The following is a 23,681-nucleotide window of genomic DNA, read 5'->3' on the forward strand; positions in this document are numbered from 1 at the left end:
CGCAGGGCAAGACAGCCGGAAAGGGATCAGGAATGGCGCAGGATCTCCAGCGGCGGATGGTTGGACACCCCGCGGCTCAGCCCCAGCCCACCGAGGATGGAAACCCCGATCACGGTGCCGAAGGTGGAAGCGATGAGAACGGGATCCGGCCACGGCGACGTCTTGAAGACATACACCGCCAGCGCCGCGTTCGCGCCCGCCGCCAGCACCACGCCGGTCAGCGCGGAAAGGAATCCGAGCGTCGCATATTCGACCGTGAGGATCGAGCGCACCTGCTTCGCGGACGCACCCAGCGTGCGGAGCAGCACGCTTTCCTTCAGCCGGACATCGCGGCCATTGAGCAGCGTGCCGATGACGATGGGCAGGCCTGCCAGCAGGGTGAAGCCGCCGAGGATCGTCACGACGAGCGAGATCTTCGAAAGGATCTCCTGCACGGTTTCGAGGATCTGCGTGAGGTCGATGGGCGTGACGTTGGCGTGTTCTCCGGCCAGCGCGCGCTGGAGTTTTCCGGACGCCGCCGCATCCGGCGTGCGGGTGGTGACCACGTTGAAACCGGGCGCGCCCTCCAGCGCGCCGGGCGGGAAGATCATGAAGAAATTCAGATTGAAGCGGCTCCAGTCCACCTTGCGGATGCTGGTGACCTTCGCCTCCACCGGCACGCCCTGCACATCCAGCGTTACGGCATCGCCCAGGTTCACGCGCATGTCCTTCGCGACCTTTTCCTCCAGCGACAGCGGCACGGGTCCGCCCGGCTCGGGGATGGTCTTGTGCCACTCTCCGGCGATGAGCTTCTCGGTGGGGTTGAGGTAGTCGCGGTAGGTGGAGCGGAACTCGCGGTTCGCCACCCATCGCGGGACTCCCTTCGCCTTTGCGGCGGGCACGCCGCGGATGGCCTGCACGCGCATCGTCACCATCGGTGCGTTCTCCAGCACCGGCAGCCCCTGGCCTTTCACCAGTGAAACGACGCCATCGACCTGATCCGGCTGGACGTCGATGAGGTAAAGGTTCGGATTCTCCGCGGAGTGGGTGATGCTCAGGCGCTGCTGGACCAGATTCCCTGCGAGCAGGATGGTGAGCAGCAGGAACGTGCCAAGGCCCAGCGAAAGCAGGAACAGCAGCGTCTGGTTGCCCGGCCGGTGGAGGTTGGAGATGCCCTGCCGCAGCAGGTAGGGCCACGACGGCCGGACGATCCGCCGGGTGATCGCCATCAGCCCGCGCGCCACGCCGATGATGACGAGGAACGCCGCCGCCAGTCCGCCGATGAGCGCCAGCCCGCGTTTCCAGTCCGGGTCATTCGTGAAGGCCAGCAGCGCCATCAGCCCGGCGAGCAGCAGATAGACAGGCAGCGTCCGCAGCGTGCCGCCGGTCAATGTGGCACCGGAGCGCAGCGTCGCGGCAGGGGACACCTGCCGGATCTTCAGCAGCGGGATGAGGGCGAAGCCGCAGCATACGGCGAACCCGGCCAATCCGGTGCGGGCGACCACCGCCCACTCCGGTGCGGGAGCCACGGAAATGGGCAGGCTGTCCTTGAACGCGGACAACACCCCGACCTGCAGCGCCACGCCGATGCCCGCACCCAGCGCCGCTCCCAGCATACCGAGCGCCGCCGTCTGCGCGATGTAGATGGCGGAGGCGAGCTGCCCCGGCGCGCCCAGACAGCGCAGGATGGCCACTGTGGGGATGCGCCGGTTCACATGCGACTGCACCGCACCCGCCACGCCCAGCGCACCCAGCGCCAGTGATGAAAGGGCGAGGATGCCCAGGAACCTTTGGAACAGATCCAGCGCATCGCCCAAATTTTCCTGCCGGTCCTCCGGCGTTTCCAGACGCCACGGCGTGCCGGGAAATTCCTTCCGGATATCGCGCTTCAGCTTTTCGGCGGAGGGCACCACGGGGATCTCCAGGTGGAGCTGGTGGGTCGCCATGCTGTTCGTCCCCAGCAGGCCGCTCTGCCGCAGGTCATCCAGCCGGACGTAGGCTTCCGGGGCAAAGCCGCTGAACCGGCTGGGCCGCGGCGCGCCCTTGTCGATCACGCCCAGGACTTTTAGCCGCAAGCTGCCGAGCCTCACCTCGTCGCCCACCTTCGCCTGGAACTGGTCGAGCAATGCCGGCTCCACCAGTACCCCGGACCTTTCGGAAAGACGCGCCCACGCATCCGCCGGAGTCGTCTTCACCGTTCCGTAGAACGGATAGCCGCCCTCCATGCCGCGCACCTGCACCAGCTTCGCACCCCCTGCGGGGAAAATCATCATCGAGGGAAACGCCGTCTCGCGGGCTACCCGCGTGGCCCGTCCGGACAGCCGCGTGATCGCGTCCTCCGCGATGGGTGAGCGGGAGGAGACCTGAAGATCGGAGCCGAGCAGCTCCTTTGCCTGGGTCGCGATGCCGGTCTGCACGCTGGCCTTCAGCGAGTGGATGGCCACCAGCGCGGCGATGCCGGAAACGATGGCCATCGAGAAAATCAGCAGGCGCACGCGCTGGGTGCGGCTGTCCCGCCATGCCATCCGCCATGTCCACGGATGGAGCAGCGCGCCGATGAGGGAGCCGGGCAGCGGACGGGGATCAGTCGATGGCATTTTGTTCCTCCGCGATGATGGTTCCGCCGCTCATCTTCACCACCCGCCGCGTCTTCGCCGCCAGCGCCGGATCATGGGTCACCAGCACCAGCGCCGTCCCCGCCTCACGGTTCAGGCGCAGCAGCATCTCCACGATCGGGCCGCTCGTTTCCGCGTCCAGGTTCCCCGTCGGCTCATCCGCGAAGAGGATCTTCGGCCGGTGGATGAAGGCACGGGCCAGAGCCACCCGCTGCTGCTCCCCGCCGGAAAGCTGCAGCGGATAGTGATCCAGCCGGTCGCCCAGTCCTACCTGGCGCAGCAGCTCCTCCGCCTCCTTCGGCCTTCCGCTTTCGCCGCGCAGTTCCAGTGGCACCAGCACGTTCTCCACCGCCGTGAGTGTGGGGATGAGCTGGAAGCTCTGGAAAACGAAGCCTACCAGCCGGTTCCGCAGCGCGGCCCGCGCATCCTGCGAAAGTTCGCCGAGCGCCTGCCCGTCCAGTTTCACCGTCCCGGCGGTGGCATCATCCAGTCCGGCGCAGAGACCTAACAAAGTCGTCTTCCCGCTCCCTGACGGCCCGATGATCGCCAGAGTGTCGCCCTCCTCCAGGCTCAGGTGGACGTCCCGCAGCACGGTCAGTTCATGGGAGGCGGTGCGGTGGACCTTTTTCAATCCATGGATCTCGAGAATGGGCGGTTTGACAGCCACTGGGGACGATTCTAGTCTGGCGGATGGCATGGATGAAATGGCTGGCGTTGGCGTTGCTGGTGGTGATCGGAACGGGCGCGGGAGTATCCACCGCGGCGGCGCAAAATGCAAACGGCGGAAAAAAGCGCCTCGTCGTCCTCGGTGACAGCATCACCGCCGGTTACGGCCTCGACGGCGGCACCTCGGAAGCCTACCCCGCCCTCATCCAGAAAAAGATCGATGATGCCGGCCTTGCCTGGACCGTCGCCAACGCCGGAGTCAGCGGAGACACCACCGCCGGCGGCCTGCGCCGGATCGACTGGGCGCTCGGCAAGGATGGCGCGGACGTCCTGCTCATCGCCCTCGGCGGCAACGACGGCCTGCGCGGCATCTCCCCGGAACAGACGGAGAAGAACCTGCTCGGCATCGTCGCCAAGGCGCGCGCGAAGAACCCGGACATGAAGATCGCCATCGCTGGCATGCAGATGCCCGCCAACATGGGCCAGGACTACACCGACTCATTCAAGGCCGTGTTCCCGAAAGTCGCGGAAACAGAAAAAACCGCTCTGATCCCGTTTTTGTTGGAAGGCGTCGGCGGCAACCCGGAACTGAATCAGGACGACCGCATCCACCCCACCGCAGAGGGGCAAAAGATCATCGCCGGGCATATCTGGGAAATCCTCAAGGGGCTGTTGTGAGACAAAAACCGCGCCGGTCGCCGGGTTTATGGAAACCCCGGACCGATTTTGACCGGGATCGTCTGATAGACAGGTCCCGTGAATTCATCGGAGCGGGATTGTTATACCATGGCCCTTATATCTAGCCACAATTCTGAATGGGTTCCCGGGGCTATTCGCGAACTCCCCGACGAAAACGAAAGTGGCGACTCTGCTGGCTGAAAAGGAGAAGATCGGAAAAGGAAGGAAGCCTTCCGCCAAGGAGCGGAATGAAAAGGCGGAGAGGAAAGTGAAACGCTTGGGCGAGTTGACTGGACCTTGCGGGAGAGCGCCGGATATCAATGCAAAACCGAATGTCCGAGACCATGGGAGGTGAAGTCAGAACAATTGAAAATTTGGTGAGGTGGCGCTTTCTCGTCCCTTTTTATCAGCGCGGATACCGCTGGCGGGAGCCGCAGGTGAAACAGCTTTTGGAAGATATCCACGAAGCCACCTCCAAGGATGCGAATGTCTTCTATTGCATTCAGCCGATCGTCGTTGCCCACCGCGATGGGGATTCCTGGGAACTCATCGATGGCCAGCAACGGCTCACGACCATCAATCTCATCCTGGCTGCTTATGGGGAGACGCCTCTTGAGATCCGCTATGAACGGTATGGTGTTGGCGGAGGGCCTGAAAGCTTTGACCTGCCGTTCGGGATGGAACCGATACCAGACTGGCATACCTTCGTGGAGCTTCACCCAGCGAAGAACACGGTGGACTATTTCCACCTTCATGAGGCTTGGAAAACCATCGGAGCATGGAAACAACAGCATGGGGGACGGGAATGGGTGGCCGCCGTTCTGAAGCGAACCAACGTGATCTGGTACCAGGTGGCCGGAGGGCATGCCATTTCCGAATTCATCCGCTTCAACAGCGGGAAAATCTCCCTGACGCCCTGTGAACTGCTCAAGGCTCTTTTCCTGTCCGTCGGCGGAGGCCCGGAGCGCGGGCGCAGTGAGGAGGAGATTTCCGGAGAGTGGGATCAGATGGAAGCGGCGCTGCACGACGAGGATTTCTGGCATTTCCTCAAACCCGGAGAACTGGCCTTACAGGCCCCTAACAGGATTGCTGTGGTCTTCGAATTGCTCCGTCCTTCATCGAAAGAGGACGGTCGCGCCGGGGACGCCTACTTCACGAAAGTTTCGAAGCATGTTGATGGTGCCTGCCTCATCGGGGATTGGCTGGAGGTAAGACACTGCTTCCTGACCTTGCAGGAGTGGTTCGCCGATCGGGACACCCGCCATCTCGTGGGTTTTCTTCGTTGGGCGCGTGGACGGGAAACCAGCCTGCGTTCCATGTGGGAAGCAGGGAAATCCGCCACCCGCGGGGGGTTCAGAGATTGGCTGAAGGGACGGATGCGGGAAATCATCCACCGTGGAGGACGGTCGGCCTCCTGGAAGGACGCGATCTACGGTCCTGATTCACATTACATCCAGGACCTGCTTCTCTGGTTCAACATCCGCAATCTGCCGCCAGGCATGAGCTATCCGTTTTCATTGCATGCCCGGGTGAAAGGTTGGAGCTTGGAACACATCCACGCGCGGAGTTCGCCGGAAGATGCGAACAAGGAGCAACAGCAAGAGTGGATCAACGGATGTATCAAACTGCTGGAGCGGACGAAAGCGGGTGCGTCTGACATGGGAGAGGAAATTGGACGACTCATCTCGCGGTTCGAAAAGCTGGCATCCGGTTATCCTGCCGCCGGAGATCTCCCGGAGGAGTTGAAGAAAGAGATGAATGACCTTTCCTCCCGGATCGGTGAATTCATTCCCTCCGGGATCGAGGAGGATCTGGACAGGGTGTGGAACCTCGCCCTTCTCGGTCGCTCTGAAAACAGTTCACTCTCCAACAATTTCTTCCATCAGAAGCGGGAGAAGATCCTGGGATTCGAAGGTGATCCGGAGAGGTTCATCCCTCCGGCCACCGTCCGCGTCTTCCTGAAGGCTTGGTCCGATGATCCGGGGGATCTGATGCTGTGGGCGGACAATGACCGCAAGGGTTACAAGACGTCCCTGGAGGCTGTTTTTGAAAATCCATGAATACGATTTCGGATATCACTTTATGGGAATTGCTTTCCGGTCATTCCGGCGGGCGGCACATCTCCCCGCGGATCCTCATTCCCCGCATCCAGCGCGACTACGCGCACGGTCGGGAAGACAAGGCTTCAGGGGAAATCCGTGGGGTTTTGCTGGATGATCTGGTCCGTTCGTTGCAACCCGATGGTGCCGATAAGACTCACGTGAAGTTGGGGCTGGTCTTTGGGGAGGAGAACGGCGGCGCGATCATTCTTTATGATGGCCAGCAGCGTTTTACGACCCTCTTCCTCCTTCATTGGTATGTGGCATGGCGGGCGAGGAAATTGGATGAGGCCGGGTCGGCCCTTTCTCACTTTTCCTACGACAGCCGCCTGCATTCCAGAGATTTCTGTCACATGCTGTGCAGCCGGTGGCGAGTCCCCGCGGTTGCGGGCCAGTCGCCCAGTGAAGGATTCATCGAATCCCCCTTGTTCAGCCTTGCGTGGCGGGCGGATCCCACGGTGAAAGGCATGCTCGTGGTTTTGGATGAGCTTCATTCCAAACTCAGCGGAGAAGATGCCTCCGCCTTATGGAAGGCGTTGAAGTCGGATCGGGCCCCCGGATTCAGTTGGCTCAAGCTTGAGGGGCAGACCAGCAGCGGAGATCTCTATATCCGTCTGAACAGCCGGGGGCGTCCGCTATCGGATTTCGAGAAGCTGAAAGCTTGGCTGGAAGACCATGCAAAGAAAGGGGGCTGGTCTGGCTTGCCTGAGGGTTGGCTGCACAAGCTGGACAACGAGTGGCTGGATCTCTTCTGGAAGCGGTCCGGATCGGATCCCCAATCCATGGATCGTGCCATGTTGGCCTTCTTTACGGGTAATGCCGTGTGTCTTACCCTCCGTGCTGGAGCAAAGATGGACGAAGGTCTGATAAAAAACGTCTACGACCAAAGTTTCCTTTCGGAAGACGAATGGTCGGTGATTTTCACCCAGCGGAGTGTCCGGGAACTTTTCGCGGTTCTCGAGCTGCTGGAGGATCCGGATGTCATCCAGAAAATGGATGAGTGGGGGGAACGTGGGAATGTCTTCCGGTTCGCCAAGCGGAATGACCGCCTCTCTGATCGGTGGATCGGCCGGATGCATGACGGGATGACTTATCAGGAATGGCTCCTGCTCCACGGCTTGCTGCACTTTTTGCTCCTGGATGCATCGTCGCCCGCGGAGTGGAATGAAAGCACGTTCGTGGGTTGGATGAGATTCGTCCGCAACCTCGCGTGGAACACTGAGCCTCTTGGACAAGGGACATTCGGGAATGCCGCCGTGGCCATCTCCGGCCTGGAGCCCTATCATCTCGATGACCGGTTGTTGGAAAAACCTCCCGGCCCTGTCGGCTTGTCCAAGAATCAATGGAGGGATGAGGTCTTGAAAGCAGATGTCCGCAGGGGGGGAAATGCCGATCCCGAAGTCTTGGCCAAAGCCGAAGATCAGGTCTTCCTGCGAGGGCAAATCGGATTTTTGATCGAGTTCTCGACCGAGGGAGGGAATTTCGATCCTGGGCGTTTCGCGTCTTATGTCGATACGATGGCGAGGCTGTTTCCAACCGGAAACGGACCCGACAACCGGATCCTGCTCCAGAGGGCATTGCTCTCAGCAGGGGACTTCGTGGCTGAATACTCGAACCATAAATGGACTCTTGGCGGTAACCGGGAGGAATGGCGCTGGATTTTCCGTGATCAGGCGGACCGCCACAAGAAGGACGGGACGAGAGCCGATCGTCCTATGGGTATCCTGCTGGACGAAGGGCCTTCGGTGGACCTCGAAGACTTCCTGAACGGGCATGAGAAAAATCTGGGCTGGGAGAACTGGCGGAAATGGATGGTCCGAACCCCCGAACCGATCGGGTTTTGCGGAGGTTCCCTTTTCGGATGGAAAGAGGAAGGCCACACCGTGATTCTGGTTCCCAATGTCAATTTCAGCTCCACGGCGGAACTCCGGACATACGTCCTTTTCAAATCCCACTTGGAGGGAGAAGGATCGGGATATCACTACGCTTATGGTAGAAACGAGCGGTCGCACCTGTATTGGCAGAGTCATTCCCACCGGTTGGAGCTCAGGTATATCGGGTATCTCGATGCCGCGGAGCCGTTCGCTTTCCGATTGCTTGGTAGGCGCGATGGCGAAGTGAGGCTGGACGGATTCAGAGAGGATGAGCGGTCACTGCTGCCTCTCGACGGATATGAGAGGGAAAACAAGTGGGCTTCCTACGGAATCCGGAGAACATCGGCCGTAGATCCATCTCTGCTTGCGGAAGAAATTAGGAAGATTGTGGGGACTCTCTCAAGGATGGAGGATGCCGGGTGAGCTGCCGCTGGTGGGTCCATTTTCTCATCTCAGGAATTTTCCATCCCGGACACCTTCTGTCCGCCACCGCCGGTTAGAAGTCGTCGCGAACATGACAACACCGACCGACGACGACATCCCGATCTTCATCCAGAAACAACTCCCCGATTCCCTGCTCCGGAAGATCCGCGGCATGGATGGGGTGGTCCGCCTTGACTTCGTGGAGGAGTTCAGGAAGCGGCGGAAGTCGCTGGGCCTGGCCTTCGTCCTGTTGGGTGCGGGATTCCATCGTGCCTACCTCGGGCAGATTTGGCTCACCCTTTTGTTCCTTGCGACCTTCGGCGGGTTTTTCGCATGGTGGATCATCGATCTCCTGCGCTTGCCGAGGATCGTGAAGGAGAAGAACCGTTCGATCGCCATCGAAGTCCTGCGGGATCTCCAGGTTCTGAATTGAAACCCCCACCAACCCACGAAGTTATGGCCAGATATTACTGCAAGTACTGCGGGCGCGACACATCAAGCGTCCAGTCCCTCACCTCCGCATCCTGCCCGCGTCACCCGGATGGCGCGAGCAAAGGGAAGCATGCCTTGTATGAGGGAGAGGAAAAATCCCGCTACACCTGCAAAAACTGCGGCAGGGACAGTTCATCACTTTCCTCCCTTGTCTCCGCATCTTGTCCGCGTCACCCGGACGGCGCGAACAAGGGAAAGCACCAGCCCGCACTCTGAGATGCCGAAAGCCGAGGCCATCCATCTCCTCAAATCCCTCTTCCGCGAGCGCGCACGTTGGAAGGCGCACGAACTCGCGGAGAGAATGGAGTGCAACGAACGCACCGTGCGGCGCTACATCCTGCACCTGACGGATGCGGAGCGGTGGCCCATCGACGCTGGAAAGAACGGTTACGCTTTGCGCGAGCCGTCGCGTGCGGAAACGAAACTCGTGGGGCCGGGCGAGGTCGCGTCGTTGGTGATGGCCCATGAGGCGCTGCGTGCCCTGGGTTCCTCGGAACTGGCGGGAAATCTCCGGGACGAACTCATGCACCTATGCCGGGGTTCCAGGGATCTCGGCAACACGGGCTGGCAGAACCTCGGGACAACCGTCCATCACGAGGCTGTTAGAGGAGAGGCCGTCATGGATGCGGATCTCTACGGTCGGATCACCCTGGCGATGTTGCAGCGGCAGATCCTCGACATCCGCTACCGCAGGATGGAGGAGAGCGGATCATTCACCGTGAGGATTTTTCCCCACAAGTGGATCTCGCGGGACCAGTGCTGGTATCTCATCGCGGAGGATCTGGAAAGGGGCGGGCAGCGGGCCTACGCGCTGCCACGCGTCTCGGGTGCTGCTGCGGTGGCGCGGCCTGCGGGATTCGTGGAGCCGGTCTTCGTGGACCACTATGAACACGCCTTCGGCATCTGGACCCCGTTCGATGCCGATGCGCCCTTGCACGAGGTGTGTGTGGAACTGACGGACTACTGGGCGGGCATCGCGCGGGAGCGGTGGTGGCATCCCAGCCAGAGGCTGGAGGAAATCTCACCTTCAAAGGTGCGCGTGCACTTCCGTGTGAACGAACTGGTGGAGGTGAAAAGTTGGGTCTTGAAATTCGGCGGTGCCGCGACCGTCATCGCTCCGTCAGCCCTTCGGGAAATGGTTCTGGAGGAAATCGCGGGAATGAAAGGCAACTACGACCTATGAGAGGTAATTTCAGATTTGGAGCATCACCGTTCTGTGTGGTGGACATCGAGACCACCGGCTTCTCCACGGACTACAACGAGATCACGGAAATCGCCGCCATCCGGGTGGACGAGAGCTTCGGGGTGGTGGAGGAGTTCAGTTCCCTGGTAAGGATTTCAGGGGCGGTGCCATGGCGGATCACCCAACTGACGGGCATCACCGGCAGGATGCTGCATGCCCATGGCAGGCCGCTGGATGCGGTGCTGCGGGAAGTCCACGCGTTCCTCGGTGGAAACGTCATGTTCGCCCACAATGCCGGCTTTGACAGCAGGTTCCTGGATGCGGGAGCACGCCGGAGCTCGCTCGGGTTCGGTTTCCCACTGGAATGTTCCATCCCCGTTTTCAAAAGGATGCTGCCGGGCCGGAGCAAATACGGCCTCCCTGTGCTGGCGGAGGCGTTGGGGGTGCCGGGTGGCGGGGAACACCGAGCGCTCGGCGACTGCCGGGTGCTGCTGGAGTGCCTGAAGAGAGCGTGCTCCGCCGTGCCGCGTCAGTGATGCACGAAGTTGTTCCGCTCCGGTCCGGCCCGGAACAGCTCCTGGACGGATGGCCGGAGCAGCACGATGAACGTGAAGACCCCCAGGATGGTGCCGAGCGGCATGTTCAGGCACGCCAACCCGCCGATCACCAGGCAGAATACGGGATACTTCCTCGCCGAAACCCAGCGGGCGGTGAGCAGACTGAGCACGGCCATCGCGATGATGATGAGAAAAAACACCAACCCGAATCCGAAGAAAAATCCTCCCATCATCTGATCGGGAAACGACCCTCCCGGAGGCGGGGTGGCCCCCTTCGGCGACATCGGGATCTTCCCGCTCATGATCGCTCCGCCGATCCCCATGTAGAGCAGCGCGAAGAGCGAGAAAAACGCGGTCAGGCCGGCATACACATAGAAGCCGATGGAAAGCATCCGCAGGTGGCTGGCATCCTGCATCATCTGGTAGGACGGCGGCTGCGGAGGGAGCGCGGGTGGATTCATCGCCGGGATTCAATCACATCCCGCGCGGCGTGCGAGGCGATTCGTCAATCTCACTCCGCCACATGGAGCGCGGTCGCGTTGATGATCAGCGCCTCCGGGGTGGAGGACTTGTCCACGGTGCCGGTCAGGGTCACGGTGCTCAGTTCCTTCAGGCCGTGCTCGCCCTTGATGGATCGCTTGAGGACCCGCTGGTCCTCCCCCAGCAGTTGGACGGTGGCGGTGCCTTCCCGCTTTGCTTCCGGAGTGTCGCAGCACGCGTCCCATGGGGTCTTGCAGTGATCGTCTGGCATCTTGTTGCACGGGGTGATCTTCGCCGGATCACCGAGGATGAATGCGGCGCGCCCCTCCACGAACGGCTTCTCACGGCCCATCACCAGACCGGTGAGGGTCACGGAATCGCCCGGTTTCGCGGAGGTCCGGACGGAGCTGATTGCCTGGGCGTCGGCAGGGGCGGTCGCGGTGAAATAGGTATCCAGCGAAATGGCCGGGGTGGCCTCCGCCTGGGTCTCCGCTTTCTTTTCACAGGAAGAAAGGAGGATGGCGCAGGCCGGGAGGATTGCGGAGGAAAGGTATCGGAAGAAAGGTTTCATGGCGCGGTGGATGGAAGGAAGCTAGTGGAGGTTTGCGGGGATTGCAGCGGTTTATTCAGGAGCGCAGGGCGGAGGGGAGAGGGGGTTTCAGGCAGCGGAAAGCAGGTGGCAGTGCCCCGACGATGCCCAGCAGCACACCCGTGACGATGCCCAGCAGGGCGATGCCCGGCGTGATGGTCACCGTGAACGCACCGATGGAAAACGGGATCGTCCGGCCATCCAGCAGCACCAGCGCCGCCGCCGATGCGACCAGCGTGCCGGTGAGGCTGGCCAGCACGCTTTCCTGGATCAGGCTCGCGAGGATGGCCGTGCGCGTGTAGCCGATGGCCTGCAGCGTCGCCAGTTCCTTGATGCGCGAGGCAAAGGCGGCGTAGAGCGTGTTCAACCCGCCGAAGATCGCCCCGGCGGCGACCAGCCCCGCGGTGATCCATGTCATGATCCGCAGCGGTTTGAAAAAGTTCGCCAGGTGGGCGTAGTAGTCGGACTCACGGAGCGCGGTCAGTTCCAGATCGAGCCGCTGCTTGGAAAACAGATCCGCTTCGGCGAAGTCATCCGGATCATCCAGCCGCAGCACCACGCAGGACACCGTTTCGCGCTGCGCCAGCATCCGGATGTCGGACAGCGGCGCCCAGATCTCCGATTCCATCACCGTGCCCGGTGCGGCGAAAACACCGGAGATGGTCACATGGGAGCCGTCGAGCAGCGCGGACGTCCCCGGGGTGAGATCTCCGGGCTTCAGTCCCAGCTTGCGGAAGGCCAACTTCCCCACCATCACCTCTCCGGCTTGGGGGAAGGTGCCTTCCAGCAGGCGCACCTCCGGGTGCACCTGCAGCGCCGCCGGAGTGACCCCGCGGAACAGCGCCTGCGCCTTGGATTTCCCCGCCACTTCCAGGTAGGTCATGTAGTGGATCTCCGTTGAGACAGCGGGACTGCCGAGCGTCTGCGAAACACCCGCCACCGCCGCACTGGCGATGCCCGCCGTGCGCTCCGCGATCTCGCTGCGCTGGATGGACTCCTCGCTGCCCGCTCCCAGCAGGATCGCGTTGCGCGCTGAGCCGGAAGCGGAAAGAACTTGCTTCATCCCTCCATTGAGCGCGGCCGCGGCCATCACCAGCAGCACGACGAGCGCGCTCCCGCCGACGGTCTGTGCGAGGCGGGACTTGTCACGGAACAGATTCCGGATGGCGTAGGTGAGGGGGAGCAAAGGAAGAGATGCGGGGTTCAGGTTACAGGATGCAGGTCACATGATGCAGGATGAAGAGCATCATTCGGAGCGATGGGATTTTTCGACGGATTGGATGAAACGGTTCAGCTTGGCACCCAGAAGTTCACAGTCAGCTTTCAGTTCGGAATAAAGATCTTCGGAGACCAGAGATCCGGTTTCGTGGAGGCATTCGATGTGATCGAGCGTCTCGTCGCAGGAGGCATGGGCATACACCAGAAACTTGATGAAATCCGCCTTGTAGCGACGCCGCCCGTAGCCTTCGACCAGATTTGAGCGGATCGACTTCACCGAACGCCTGATTTGCGAACCCTCCTCGTAAAGTTCGAACCGCGGCAGATCCTGCAACGTCATCCGATGGATCTTCACGGAAAGCTCCCGGGCCAACTGATAGATATCCAGATCCCGATAGCTCATAGGTCTGATAAGTAATCTTCATCCTGCATCTTGAATCCTGAAACCTGCATCATCCTCTGAGGCTTTTGACAATCGGTTGCCGCATCGCTTGGAACGCGGGATAGATCGAGGCAATCACACCCAGCGCCAAGGCTGCTGCGACGGCATACGCGGCGGTGATGAGATCCGGTCGGACGGCCAGCGTGTGGCCCTCGCTGCCCAGGGTGAAGCTCTGCCAGCGCAGGAATCCCCAGGCCAGCGCGGTGCCGGTGAAGCCTCCCAGCAGACCGAGCAGTCCTCCTTCGCTCATCACCAGGAAAAGGATGGCGCGGGAGGGATAGCCCAGCGTGCGGAGCACCGCGTTCTCCTTCACCCGGCCGCGGACCACCAGCAGGATCGAGTTCGCCACCAGGCCGATGACCGCGAGCACCGCTCCCAAGCCGAGCCAGCGGGTGAAGCCGATCAGCTCGATAAGCTGCCCCGCCGTCTCCGCGAAGAAGGCTTTCTCCGGCCGCGTGTTCGTAGGTTGCTGGTCGGACTTGAATCGTTCGTCGATGGCCTTGGAGACCGGCTTCAGATCCGCGGATGTTTCAACGCGGACGTTGAATTGCGTCACCACGCCCAGTCCGGTGCGGGAGGCCTGCTGCAGGAAAGGCAGCTTCACATAAGCCACGTTGTTGTCCTGGGCGAAGGGACTGGTGATGATGCCGGCCACGTGCACCGTGATGCCCACGGCATCGAACTTGTCGCCCGGCTTCAGGCCACGGCGGCGGGCGAACTGCTCGCCGAGCAAGGCTCCGTCGTCGCGCTTGTCGAACTCCGCCTGTGTGCCTTCGACCAGCTTGATCTCGGGCGCGAACTTCGTGAGCTGGCCTTCCGGCACCCCGCGGAAAGTGATGACGTCCAGGCTGGCCCCGCAGTTGTTGACGATGATCTGGATCGGGATGGCCTCACGCACTCCGGGGATGCGGCGGATCTCATTCACATAGTGTTCCGGCAGCCGTGAGGTCGCGGGACAGAATCGGTTTTCCCGATAGACGACCAAGGTCGTGTCCGCCGCGGTTTCCTCCGTCGCGGCGGCGAGCGAGCGCTGCAGCGTTTCCACCGCGGTGAAAAGGAACATGCCGGAGGCCACGCCGAGGATGGTCAGCAGCGTCCGCAGCCGGTGGCGGCTGAGCTGCTTCCATGCGAGTGGGATGAGATTGAACATGAAGAACGATCCAGGATGCGGGATTCAGGATGCAGGATGGAGGGATGCGGAGTTTGATCCTGCATCCTGTGGCTTGGATCCTGCATCGGCGGAAGATGCGGAGTGATCTCCGCCTTCCAGCAGGACACCCTTCTCAAGATGCAGCGTACGATCCGCCGCCGCCGCAGCGTTGGGGTCATGGGTGACCATCACGATGGTCTTGCCATGGTCCCGGGCCAGCGCGCGGAGCAGGCTGAGGATGTGGTTGGCGGATTCCCGGTCGAGGTCGCCGGTCGGTTCGTCCGCCACCAGCAGCGCCGGGTCAGCCACCAGGGCGCGGGCGATGGCGACGCGTTGCTCCTGCCCGCCGGACAGTTCGCCCGGGTTGTGGTGGCTGCGGTCCGCCAGACCCACCAGTGAAAGCGCGGCATCCACCTTCGCGCGGCGTTCCTTTTTCGACAGCGGGGAAAGCAACAGCGGCAGCTCCACGTTTTCGAAGGCGGTCAGCACCGGCACCAGGTGGTAGAGCTGGAAGATGTAGCCCACATTGGCCGCCCGCCATTTCGTGAGCTGGCGGCGGTTGAGGGTGGAGATGTCCGTGCCGCCGATGGTGAGGGTGCCTGCCGTCGGCGAGTCGATCCCGGAGATCAGGTTGAGCAGGGTGGTCTTGCCGGAGCCGGAAGGTCCCATCAGCGCGAGGAACTCGCCGCGCGGGACATCCAGATCCAGCTTCTCCAGAGGCGTCACCAGACTGGTGCCCTTTTTGTAGGACTTGGTGATGCCCCGGCAGGAAATGAGAGGTGGGTTGGACATGGTGCGGATGGCTCAGGGTTTTTGCCGTGGGTGGAGACGCTGGTTTTCCCGCAGGCCGGACGGGTCGAGGATGACCCATTCACCCGGGAGGATTCCTTGGTCGATGCGGTGGAGATTTTCCCGGCTGCCGGAGGAGACAACCTGCCTGCGGGACGCGCGTTTCGTGTCCGGATCGCAGACCCACACCGCACCTTCCTTGAGGGCATTGTCCGGGACATAGACCGCGACGGAGGTCGCCTCACCGGACGGTCCGGATGCCGTCGCGGTATCCAGAAATTCGACGCGGCACAGCATCTCCGGCCGCAGCCGGTCATCCGGCGCGGTGATGCGCACCTTCGCCTGCAGCGTGTTCCGCTGGAGGTCCGCTTCACCGGTGATGCGGGTCACCTCGCCTTCGAAGACCTGGTCCGGCAACAGGTTGCAGCGCACCTTCGCCTTCTGGCCCACGCTCAGTCCGGCGGCATCCGCCAGCGGCACATCCACCCGCACCTGGAGATGGGCCGGATCATAGAGCACCGCGATGGTGGAGCTGTCCTCTTCCTCCATGATCAGCATCTTCTTCTGCCCGGGGGCGGCGGTCAGCCGGAGCACGCGTCCATCCACCGGCGCGGTGATGCGGGTCCGGGAATGCATCAGCTTTGCCTTCTCCAGCGCCGCTTCGGCGGTATGGACCTTCGCCAGCATCGCGGCCGCCTCGTAGGCGATCTTCGTCAGTTGGTGCGTCATCTCCTCGATCTTCGCCTTGCGTGCGGTGAGGGCGGACTGGCGGCGGGAGTTCTCGAACCGGGCATTGATCCGCTCCAGTTCCACGGAACTCGTCTCCGCCTGCTCGAACCTGCGGAGCCTTTCCGCCGCCTCGTCCGCATTCGCCTGGTCGGCGGCCTGGCCGGCTCTTTCCGCCTCCAGTTGCGACAGCGTGATCTGTGTGTTCGTGCAGTGCGCCTCGAACTCGGCTTTCGCCATCTCATGCTCGGCGGTGGCTTCCGTCACCTCCAGCTTGGCGTCCGCCTCGATGAGAGTGGCCAGCAGGTCGCCTTTCTTCACGGTCTGGCCCTCCAGGACGTTCACTTGATCCACGACCCCGTCGGTCAGGGCGGTGGCCTTGATCGGCAGGGGATCCGGCTCGATCCAGCCGGACGCCTGGAAGATCATCCTGCCGGACTTGGCGGAAGCGGGGGAGGCCGTGGAGGATTTCTCCTCGACCGCGATTGCCGGAGTGACCCGTACGACCGTCGCCGGGATCAACCGGTCACGGAAAAGAAGCAGGAAAAGGAGGACGAAGCCCGCCAGGATGGCCAGTGGCAGCAGCAGCGCGGTGCGGCGCGCACGGGCGGCTCCGCCGGCCTCGGGTGCCGCCGGTTGGCTCAGGGTGGAAAGTTGGGAATGGATTTCAGACATGAAGTCGCTGGGAGAATGGTGAAACGAAGCCGTTTCCGGAACAACGGATACGGGGTGGACGGGTAAAATCCCGCACGTTTCAGATCAACAGCGACCGATGGGTCAGATAAAGCCGCGCCGGTTCCCCGGGTGGGGCACGGTCACGGGAGGAGGCATTCAGGCAGAGGGTCACGCCGATTTCCACCGGATCCGGCAGGGAAAAGGATGGCAGCGGCACCGCGAACAGGGCCGGGAGTGACGGCTGGTGGTCCGGATGGACCCCGTCCGGCACCACCTTGGCGGTGGCCACACAGGACGGATCCGCCGGAGCTTTTTCATCCGGGCAGTGGGAGCAGTCCTTTTTCTGGCTGCAGCAGTCATGTTCCATGAACGTCTGCGTGCGCGTGCAAAAACGCTGTGGTGATCCCGCCGCGGGCAGAACCAGCCCGAGGATCAGGAGCATGAACAACGCTTTCAGGCGGCGGGCCATCGCAGGAACGGCTAGCACGGAATGGGACGGAGGGCAAGAACCGGATATCGGCTTGCCGGGGCGGGCGGACGGGGCGAAACAACGGGCATGGCGATTGCGGCGGTATTGTTCGATTTCGATGGGGTGCTCGTGGATACGGAGTGGGCGATCTATGATGCGTGGCACCGCACTTTTATTTCAAATGGTCACCCGCTGCCGCTGGAAATCTACACCCAGTGCATCGGCTCGGACTTCGCCACCTGGTCGCCGAAGACCCATCTGGAGGAGCTGACCGGCTCCGCCTTCGACTGGCATGACCTCGACCGCCGCAGGCAGGAGGAAATCGTCCGTGACCTGGCGGATGAGGGGCCCATGTCCGGTGCCGTGGCCTTGCTCGGAAAGCTGAAGGCGCAGGGCATCCGGACCGCCGTGGTCTCCAGTTCCTCCCATCACTGGGTGGACGGATGGCTGGAGCGGCTGGATCTCACCGGCTGGTTCGAGACGGTCGTCTGCCGTGGCGACGCGGAGCGGATCAAGCCCGCCCCGGACCTGTATCTGGAAGCCATCCGCAGGCTCGGCCTCGCGGCGGACGAATGCCTCGTCATCGAGGACTCGCTCAATGGCATCAAGGCGGCGAACGCGGCGGGCATCCCCGTCTGGGCGGTGCCGAACCGGGTCACGGCCTGCCTCGACTTCTCGCTGGCGACACGCGTCTGCGCCTCGCTGGATGAGATCGCGGACGCCTTCTGAGGCTCACATGCTGAAGCCCTCGCCCAGGTAGTACTTCCGGGCGATCGGGTCGTTCACCAGTTCATCGGAGGCGCCCTCCAGGATCACGCGTCCGTCATGGATCAGGAACGCCCGGTCCGTGATGGTGAGCGTTTCCCGCACCGAGTGGTCCGTGATCAGGATGGCCAGGCCGTCCCTTTCCCGCAGTTCGCGGACGATCCGCTGGATGTCCTCCACCGCGATCGGGTCGATGCCCGCGAACGGCTCGTCCAGCATCAGCAGGGAGGGATCGGTGCAGAGCGAGCGGGCGATCGCCAGACGGCGTTTCTCACCACCGGAGAGGGTGATCGCCAGCGACTTCGCCAGTTTGGAAATCTTGAACCGTTCCAGCAGGTCGTGCGCCCGTTCGAGCCGTTGCTTCCGGTTCAGGTTCGGGCGCGTTTCCAGGATGGCCAGCAGGTTGTCCAGAACGGAGAGCTTGCGGAACACGGACTCCTCCTGCGGCAGGTAGCCCAGACCCAGCCGCGCGCGCCGGTGCATCGGCAGGCGGGAAATGTCGTGGCCGTTGAAGCTGACCGAACCCGCGTCCGGTGGGACCAGTCCGGCGATCATGTAGAAGGAAGTCGTCTTGCCCGCACCATTCGGGCCGAGCAGGCCGACGATCTCGCGCGGCTTCACCGAGATGGAGACACCATCCACCACCGCGCGGCCTGAGTAGGTCTTGCGCAGCCCGGAGGCGAAAAGCAGGGAGTCCTTGGCGTTGGAGCAGGTCGAGCCGGGATCGTGCATTGGGGAAAATATCAGGCGTTGGGGGAGGGACTCACTTCTTCTGTGGGACCACGAACTTCTGCTCGAATGGGGAGTTATCCGTGGTGAAGGTCATATCCTTCTTGATATAGATGCCGGCGTTGGGATCCTTGGCTTGCATCATGGATGTCCCTTGGATGATCCATGCATATCCGCCGCGCAGAACGATGTCACCGGTGACCAGATCGTAGCTGAAGTAGCTGGCGCTTGCCATGATGGACTCCTTTCCATTCCTGCCGGGAATCTCGATGGCCACCGCACCGGTGGCGACGATCTTCCGCGGATCACCGAGGTTCACACCTCCGAAATTCGCTTTCTCATCCTTTTTGTCAGCGTCGGCGGTAGGCGTCTTTTTGGGTTTGTTCGGGTCTTCGGGCTTCCGGTCGAAGAAAACCTTCAGTTCGTTCGCGCCTTTCAGGTTGATCTGCGGATTCTTGACCGTCACGCCCTTCAGATAGACGAGAACCGCGCTGGTCGGTGTCAGGTCAGGGTCCAGGTAGATGCCTCCCTGGCAGTTGATGACCGTGGCTTCCTCACCTGACTTGATTTCCGGGGGGCTGGGGAGCTGCACCTTCTCGGCAGGCGCGGCGTCGTTCGCGGCCAGCAGGTCCGCTTCCTCGAGGAACTGTGCGGTCGCCTTGTTCGCCTCTTCGGACGCCTGGAGGATCGAGCGCAGGTCGTTGCGCGCGTTCTTGGTCGCTTCCGCCGCGTCGGCGGCCATGGGCGCGGCATCTTCCGGCAGCGGGCCGGGAGCCTTGGGGGTCTGGGCGGCGAGCGGGAGGATGGCCGCGCCGAGGAGCGCGGTGGCGCGGAACTTCGGCCGGGAGGAGTTCATGGCGGTGGAGGGTGGGTTGGAGATGGTGGTGGAGGCGGGGCCTTTCAGGAAGCCCTTGTGGCGGTCCAGGGCGTAGATCAGGCCGGTGCCTTCGGCGACGACCCGTTCGGAGGTGATGACGACCTTTTCATCCGCATGCAGCAGGCTCTTTTTCTGGTCGTAGAGCGCATTCATCAGGTTGAGCCGGCCTTTCACCGACCGGTCCGGATTGAACGCCTCGATCAGAACGTCCTTTCCGGAGATGATTTCGGAGGAAACAAGGATCATTCTCTCGCATCTCAGCACGCTGGTGATCTTCCGGTTGCGGTCGTAGCGGGGGAACATGACCTTCTCCAGGATGCTTCCGTCCGGCAGCACGGAGATGGCTGGAATGGGCGAAGAGGATTCCTCCGCGCCCGGCTTCCCGGGAAGAAGGGAGCGCACCGAGCCGGAGCGGGGTGCCTCCTCCGCGGCGAGGATGCCGGGGACGAGAAGCAGCAGGGCTGGAAGGACGGAACGCAAAAGGGGTGGCGGGATCAGTGGGAAGCGTGATGGATCGAGATCAGTTTGACGAGCAGGTCTTCGATAAATTCGAGCGGGATCTGGTTCGGGCCGTCCGACACCGCGTTCGCCGGGTCCGAGTGGACCTCCATGAACAGGCCATCCACGCCGGTGGCCACCGCCGCACGGGCCAGGACCGGTGCCAGCACGCCGTCACCGCCGGTCGCTCCACCCAGGCCGCCCGGACGCTGGACCGAGTGCGTGGCGTCGAAAATGACCGGCAGGCCCTCTTCCCGCATCCAGTAGAGGGAGCGCATGTCCACCACCAGGTTGTTATAGCCGAAGGTGGTGCCCCGCTCCGTGAGGAGGAACTTCTCGCAGCCGAACGATCGCAGTTTGTTGGCGATGTTGACGGTGTCGAGCGGCGCGAGGAACTGCCCTTTCTTGACGTTCACCGCCCGCCCGGTCTTCGCGGCCGCTTCCAGCAGGTCCGTCTGGCGGCACAGGAAGGCGGGGATCTGCAGCAGGTCGATGTGGGCGGCGGCGATCTCCGCCTGGGCCTCGTTGTGGATGTCCGTCGTCACCGGCACGCCGAGCTCCCGGCTGATTTCACCGAGGATCCGGCAGCCTTCCTCGACCCCCGGGCCGCGGAACGACGAAACGGAGGTCCGGTTCGCCTTGTCGAAGGACGCCTTGAAAATGAAGTGGATGCCCGTCCGGTCGGCGATTTCCTTGAGGGATCTGGCCATGTCCCAGGCGAATTCCTCGGACTCCAGCGCACACGGGCCGAGGATGAAAAACGGGGCGGGGCCGCCCACCGGGACATTGCCGATTTGGAAAGGGGTGAACATGGATAAGTGGATGGTTTTCAGGTTTTAGTCCGAAGGGAAAGAAGGATCACTCATCCTCCGCGGCCTCGTAAAGGGGGCGCAGGTTGTTGAGCGCCATTTTGAGGAGCTGGTACTCGGTCGCGGTGAGGTTGCCCTGCGTTTTGTTCTCCAGCATCTCCAGCGAATCGATCACGGACTTCGCCGCCCGCAGGTTCACTTCCTTTTCCCCGGAAACCGGATTCGGGATCTGTCCCAGGAACAGGCCCGCGTTCTGGGCCTGGAGAATGACGAATTCGTTGAATCGGGCGTCCGGTTCGGGGGTGGGCATGGGGGGAATATGAACGTCCGGCGGCGGACGTCCAACTTTTGAAATGGGAAACGGAATGGGCGGGGATCAGCCGCCCGCCGCTTCCGGGAGGACCGTGATCCTGACGGGGGCGGCGGACAGCAGCCGTGCGGCGATTTCCTTCACCTTATCAGGTTCCAGCTCCTTGTAGATGGCCGCCTGCTTCCGGAATTGCTCCGCCTCCTGTCCGAACAACAGGTCGAGCGCGACCTGCCGGGCGGTCGAGGCGGGTGACTGCTGCTGGATGGCGAGGCTGCTCAGCACGGTGGCCCGGACCCGCCCGAAAGCGTCCTCCGGGATCCCATGTTCGGCGATCTTTTCGATCTCGGCCATCAGTTCGCGGCTGGCGAACTCCGCTTGTTCCGGGGAAGTGGCGAGGTAGAAGGTGAAATACCCGGCATCGAATCCGAGGAACTGGGTGGCACCCACCCGGTAGGCCAGGCCGAGTTCCTCCCGGATGCGGGTGAACAACGGACCCGCCATGTCCGTCGCGTATTCCTGGATCATGGAGAGCGCGTAGCGGTCCGCGCTGGTGACCGAAGCTCCCGGAAAGCCGATGGCCAGCACCGCCTGCTTCTTCGGCAGGTGCGCGGTGGCTTCCTGGCCGGTGGCCGGAAGGTTGCCCGGAGGCGTCCATGCCTCCCCGGAAGGAAGCCCGGTGAAGGCGGAGGAAAGGATGGATTTCGCCCGTTCCGGGTCAAAGTCACCGGCGATGGCGAGCGTCATGTTGCTGGCGGTGAAGTGCCTGGCATGATGGACCGCCAGTTCGGCACGGCCGAGTTGCGGCAGGCTGGCGAGGCTGCCGAGCGGATCGAGTCCGTAGCCCTCCCCTTGGAAAGCGAGCTGCCGGAGTTGGGAGAAGCCCGTGTGGAGCGGATCCTGCAGGGCTTCCTCCAGCGCGGCGAGCTGGCTGGCCTTTTCCCGTGCGATGGCGTCTTCCGGCAGTGACGGCCTTTGGATGACCTCCGCGAAAACTTCCGCGATGGTCTGGAAATCCGGGGCAAGCCCCCCTGCGGAAACCAGCAGGGCGTTGTTCCCCACACTGGCTCCGATGGATGCGCCGATGGACTCCAGGGTGCGGGCGATTTCCTCCGCGCTCCGGGTGGCCGTGCCCTTCGGCAGGCTGGAGGCGAGCAACTGGTTGATGCCGTTGGTCGCGGGGGTTTCCGACGGCAGTCCTGCCCGGATGGCAGCCTGCAGGTGGATGAGCGGCACCCGGTGGTCCGGCAACAGGGCGATCTGCAGGCCGTTGGGGAGGGTGAAGGTTTCGATGGCAGCCTTCGCCTGGGTGGACTTCGAGTGGCGCACAGGGGCGGGCGAGCCTTCCGGGTCGAGCAGGGTGAGGGTCACGCGGTCCCGGGTCAGGGTGGCCGCCGCACGGCGGACATCATCCGCCGTCACCTGCTGGATCTGGGCGAGGTAGCGCCGGGTGAAATCCAGGTCGCGGGTTTCATGCCAGTTGGACGCCAGATCGGACGCCCGGCCGGATGCCGTGGTCAGGGAGCGGAACTGGCTGGTGGCGGTCTGCCGTTTCGCCTTGGCCAGATCTTCCTCCAGATCCGCGTCCGGGATCAGGGAAAGCTCATGGTGGATTGCCTCGATGAGGGCATCCCGGTTTTCCAACGCCGCATCCGCACTGACGCCGAAGATCCCTTCGTGGCCGGGGCCGGTCCAGGCGTAGGCGGAGATTTCCAGCGCGAGTTCCTTCCGCTCCCGCAGGGCGAGGTGGAGGCGGGATGAACGGCCGCGCCCTAGGATGGCGGCCAGCAGGTCGAAGGCGGGGGAGTCCGCATGGTCGAGGGCGGGGGATTTCCACGCCAGGGAGATGCGGCTGGTGGGGATGGCGAAGGTTTCGCGGGCGAACCGCGGGCCGAGCTGCAGGTTGTCCTGCGGCACGACCGGATCCCGCCCGGCCGAGACCGTCCGGTCCGCCGTCAGTTCCGTGATCTGCCGGAGCGCTTCCGCGGGATCGAAGTCCCCCGAGATGACCAAAAAGGCCCGGTCTGGTGTGTAGCGCGTCCGGTGGTAGTCCAGCATGTCCTCGTGGGTCAGCGTGTCGAACAGATGGCGGTGGCCGATCACCGGGTGCCGCCGCGGGTCCCGGGTGAAGGCGGTGGACAGCAGCAGGCGCGTGGAGGCGTTGTCCGGATCATCCAGACCCATGTCGATCTCCCGCCGGATCACGTCCTTTTCCCGCTCGAACTCGGTCTGCGGGATCGTCGGATAAAACACCAGCCCGGTCAGGGTTTTGAGGAAGGTGGCCAGGGATTCGGACGGTCCGTCGATGTAGTACACCGTCCGGTCGAAGGTGGTGTAGGCATTCCAGTGCCCTCCGGCGGCCTGCACGGTGTCCGCCAGTTCATCCGCGCTGTGGTCACGGGTGCCTTTGAAAACCATGTGCTCCAGGAAATGGGACAGCCCGCTCCCCAGGTGGCGGTCTTCATGCACGCTGCCGGATTCCACCCAGATCTGCGCGCTCACCACGGGGGCGGCGGGATCCGGATCGAGGATGACCGTGAAGCCGTTCGGCAGGGTATCGACGGTGGCGGTGGTGGGCGGGTATTCCATGGA

23 protein-coding genes are annotated in these 23,681 nt (G+C 62.9%); 8 read left to right on the top strand and 15 right to left on the bottom strand.

Features of this window, described 5'->3' with window-relative positions:
- Positions 1-26 precede the first annotated feature (26 nt).
- Positions 27-2,576, bottom strand: a complete 2,550-nt coding sequence (locus KF712_08500; protein ID MBX3741016.1) for an ABC transporter permease — start codon at positions 2,574-2,576, stop codon at positions 27-29.
- A complete protein-coding gene (locus tag KF712_08505; GenBank protein ID MBX3741017.1) occupies positions 2,563-3,291 on the bottom strand; it encodes an ATP-binding cassette domain-containing protein in 729 nt (242 codons plus the stop codon). Before KF712_08505 ends, KF712_08500 begins: the two co-directional genes overlap by 14 nt.
- Here KF712_08505 and KF712_08510 point away from each other — a divergent pair.
- The 7 genes from KF712_08510 to KF712_08540 all read left to right on the top strand — a co-directional run bounded on the left by KF712_08510 (position 3,285) and on the right by KF712_08540 (position 10,545).
- Entirely contained in the window at positions 3,285-3,938 is a 654-nt protein-coding gene (locus tag KF712_08510) for an arylesterase (protein ID MBX3741018.1), read from the top strand. The two genes, KF712_08505 and KF712_08510, sit on opposite strands and share 7 nt — an antisense overlap.
- A 377-nt stretch (positions 3,939-4,315) precedes the next feature.
- On the top strand, positions 4,316-5,998 hold the full coding sequence (locus KF712_08515) for a DUF262 domain-containing protein (GenBank protein ID MBX3741019.1): 1,683 nt from the start codon (positions 4,316-4,318) through the stop codon (positions 5,996-5,998).
- On the top strand, positions 5,995-8,334 hold the full coding sequence (locus KF712_08520; GenBank protein MBX3741020.1) for a DUF262 domain-containing protein: 2,340 nt from the start codon (positions 5,995-5,997) through the stop codon (positions 8,332-8,334). The genes KF712_08515 and KF712_08520 overlap by 4 nt, the downstream gene beginning before the upstream one ends.
- A 91-nt stretch (positions 8,335-8,425) precedes the next feature.
- A complete protein-coding gene (locus KF712_08525; protein ID MBX3741021.1) occupies positions 8,426-8,767 on the top strand; it encodes a TM2 domain-containing protein in 342 nt (113 codons plus the stop codon).
- A 23-nt stretch (positions 8,768-8,790) separates the two neighbouring features.
- Entirely contained in the window at positions 8,791-9,042 is a 252-nt protein-coding gene (locus KF712_08530) for a hypothetical protein (protein ID MBX3741022.1), read from the top strand.
- A 1-nt stretch (position 9,043) separates the two neighbouring features.
- The gene (locus KF712_08535) at positions 9,044-10,009 is read left to right on the top strand and encodes a WYL domain-containing transcriptional regulator (protein ID MBX3741023.1); all 966 of its coding nucleotides are present in this window, start codon (positions 9,044-9,046) and stop codon (positions 10,007-10,009) included.
- Positions 10,006-10,545, top strand: coding sequence for a 3'-5' exonuclease (locus tag KF712_08540; GenBank protein MBX3741024.1), 540 nt, complete (start codon positions 10,006-10,008; stop codon positions 10,543-10,545). Before KF712_08535 ends, KF712_08540 begins: the two co-directional genes overlap by 4 nt.
- Here KF712_08540 and KF712_08545 read toward each other — a convergent pair.
- From KF712_08545 to KF712_08580, 8 genes are all read right to left on the bottom strand, one after another.
- Positions 10,539-11,027, bottom strand: coding sequence for a hypothetical protein (locus tag KF712_08545; GenBank protein MBX3741025.1), 489 nt, complete (start codon positions 11,025-11,027; stop codon positions 10,539-10,541). The two genes, KF712_08540 and KF712_08545, sit on opposite strands and share 7 nt — an antisense overlap.
- Positions 11,028-11,077: 50 nt before the next feature.
- Positions 11,078-11,617, bottom strand: coding sequence for a hypothetical protein (locus KF712_08550; GenBank protein MBX3741026.1), 540 nt, complete (start codon positions 11,615-11,617; stop codon positions 11,078-11,080).
- A 55-nt stretch (positions 11,618-11,672) separates the two neighbouring features.
- Positions 11,673-12,821 carry an FtsX-like permease family protein gene (locus tag KF712_08555; GenBank protein MBX3741027.1) on the bottom strand — a complete coding sequence of 383 codons (1,149 nt, stop codon included), beginning with the start codon at positions 12,819-12,821 and terminating at the stop codon, positions 11,673-11,675.
- Between the two features lie 60 nt (positions 12,822-12,881).
- Positions 12,882-13,256, bottom strand: a complete 375-nt coding sequence (locus KF712_08560; GenBank protein ID MBX3741028.1) for a four helix bundle protein — start codon at positions 13,254-13,256, stop codon at positions 12,882-12,884.
- Between the two features lie 49 nt (positions 13,257-13,305).
- Entirely contained in the window at positions 13,306-14,445 is a 1,140-nt protein-coding gene (locus KF712_08565; GenBank protein MBX3741029.1) for an ABC transporter permease, read from the bottom strand.
- Between the two features lie 24 nt (positions 14,446-14,469).
- Positions 14,470-15,237 carry an ABC transporter ATP-binding protein gene (locus tag KF712_08570; protein MBX3741030.1) on the bottom strand — a complete coding sequence of 256 codons (768 nt, stop codon included), beginning with the start codon at positions 15,235-15,237 and terminating at the stop codon, positions 14,470-14,472.
- Positions 15,238-15,249: 12 nt separating this feature from the next.
- The gene (locus KF712_08575; GenBank protein ID MBX3741031.1) at positions 15,250-16,635 is read right to left on the bottom strand and encodes an efflux RND transporter periplasmic adaptor subunit; all 1,386 of its coding nucleotides are present in this window, start codon (positions 16,633-16,635) and stop codon (positions 15,250-15,252) included.
- Positions 16,636-16,714: 79 nt separating this feature from the next.
- Complete coding sequence (locus KF712_08580; GenBank protein MBX3741032.1) at positions 16,715-17,122, bottom strand: hypothetical protein; 408 nt, start codon at positions 17,120-17,122, stop codon at positions 16,715-16,717.
- A gap of 69 nt (positions 17,123-17,191) precedes the next feature.
- Here KF712_08580 and KF712_08585 point away from each other — a divergent pair, with 69 nt between their 5' ends.
- Positions 17,192-17,833, top strand: a complete 642-nt coding sequence (locus KF712_08585; protein MBX3741033.1) for an HAD-IA family hydrolase — start codon at positions 17,192-17,194, stop codon at positions 17,831-17,833.
- A gap of 3 nt (positions 17,834-17,836) precedes the next feature.
- Here the strand turns inward: KF712_08585 and lptB are convergent, their stop codons facing one another.
- The 5 genes from lptB to KF712_08610 form a co-directional block, all read right to left on the bottom strand.
- The gene (lptB, locus tag KF712_08590; protein MBX3741034.1) at positions 17,837-18,601 is read right to left on the bottom strand and encodes an LPS export ABC transporter ATP-binding protein; all 765 of its coding nucleotides are present in this window, start codon (positions 18,599-18,601) and stop codon (positions 17,837-17,839) included.
- A 31-nt stretch (positions 18,602-18,632) separates the two neighbouring features.
- Positions 18,633-19,955: a hypothetical protein gene (locus KF712_08595; GenBank protein MBX3741035.1), complete on the bottom strand. Its 1,323-nt coding sequence runs from the start codon at positions 19,953-19,955 to the stop codon at positions 18,633-18,635.
- 14 nt (positions 19,956-19,969) lie between these two features.
- Entirely contained in the window at positions 19,970-20,785 is an 816-nt protein-coding gene (gene kdsA / locus KF712_08600; GenBank protein ID MBX3741036.1) for a 3-deoxy-8-phosphooctulonate synthase, read from the bottom strand.
- Between the two features lie 46 nt (positions 20,786-20,831).
- A complete protein-coding gene (locus KF712_08605) occupies positions 20,832-21,092 on the bottom strand; it encodes a DUF1844 domain-containing protein (GenBank protein MBX3741037.1) in 261 nt (86 codons plus the stop codon).
- 66 nt (positions 21,093-21,158) lie between these two features.
- Positions 21,159-23,678: an insulinase family protein gene (locus KF712_08610; protein MBX3741038.1), complete on the bottom strand. Its 2,520-nt coding sequence runs from the start codon at positions 23,676-23,678 to the stop codon at positions 21,159-21,161.
- Between the last annotated feature and the right edge of the window lie 3 nt (positions 23,679-23,681).

This window comes from Akkermansiaceae bacterium, from assembly GCA_019634595.1.
Taxonomy (GTDB): Bacteria; Verrucomicrobiota; Verrucomicrobiia; order Verrucomicrobiales; family Akkermansiaceae; genus Luteolibacter.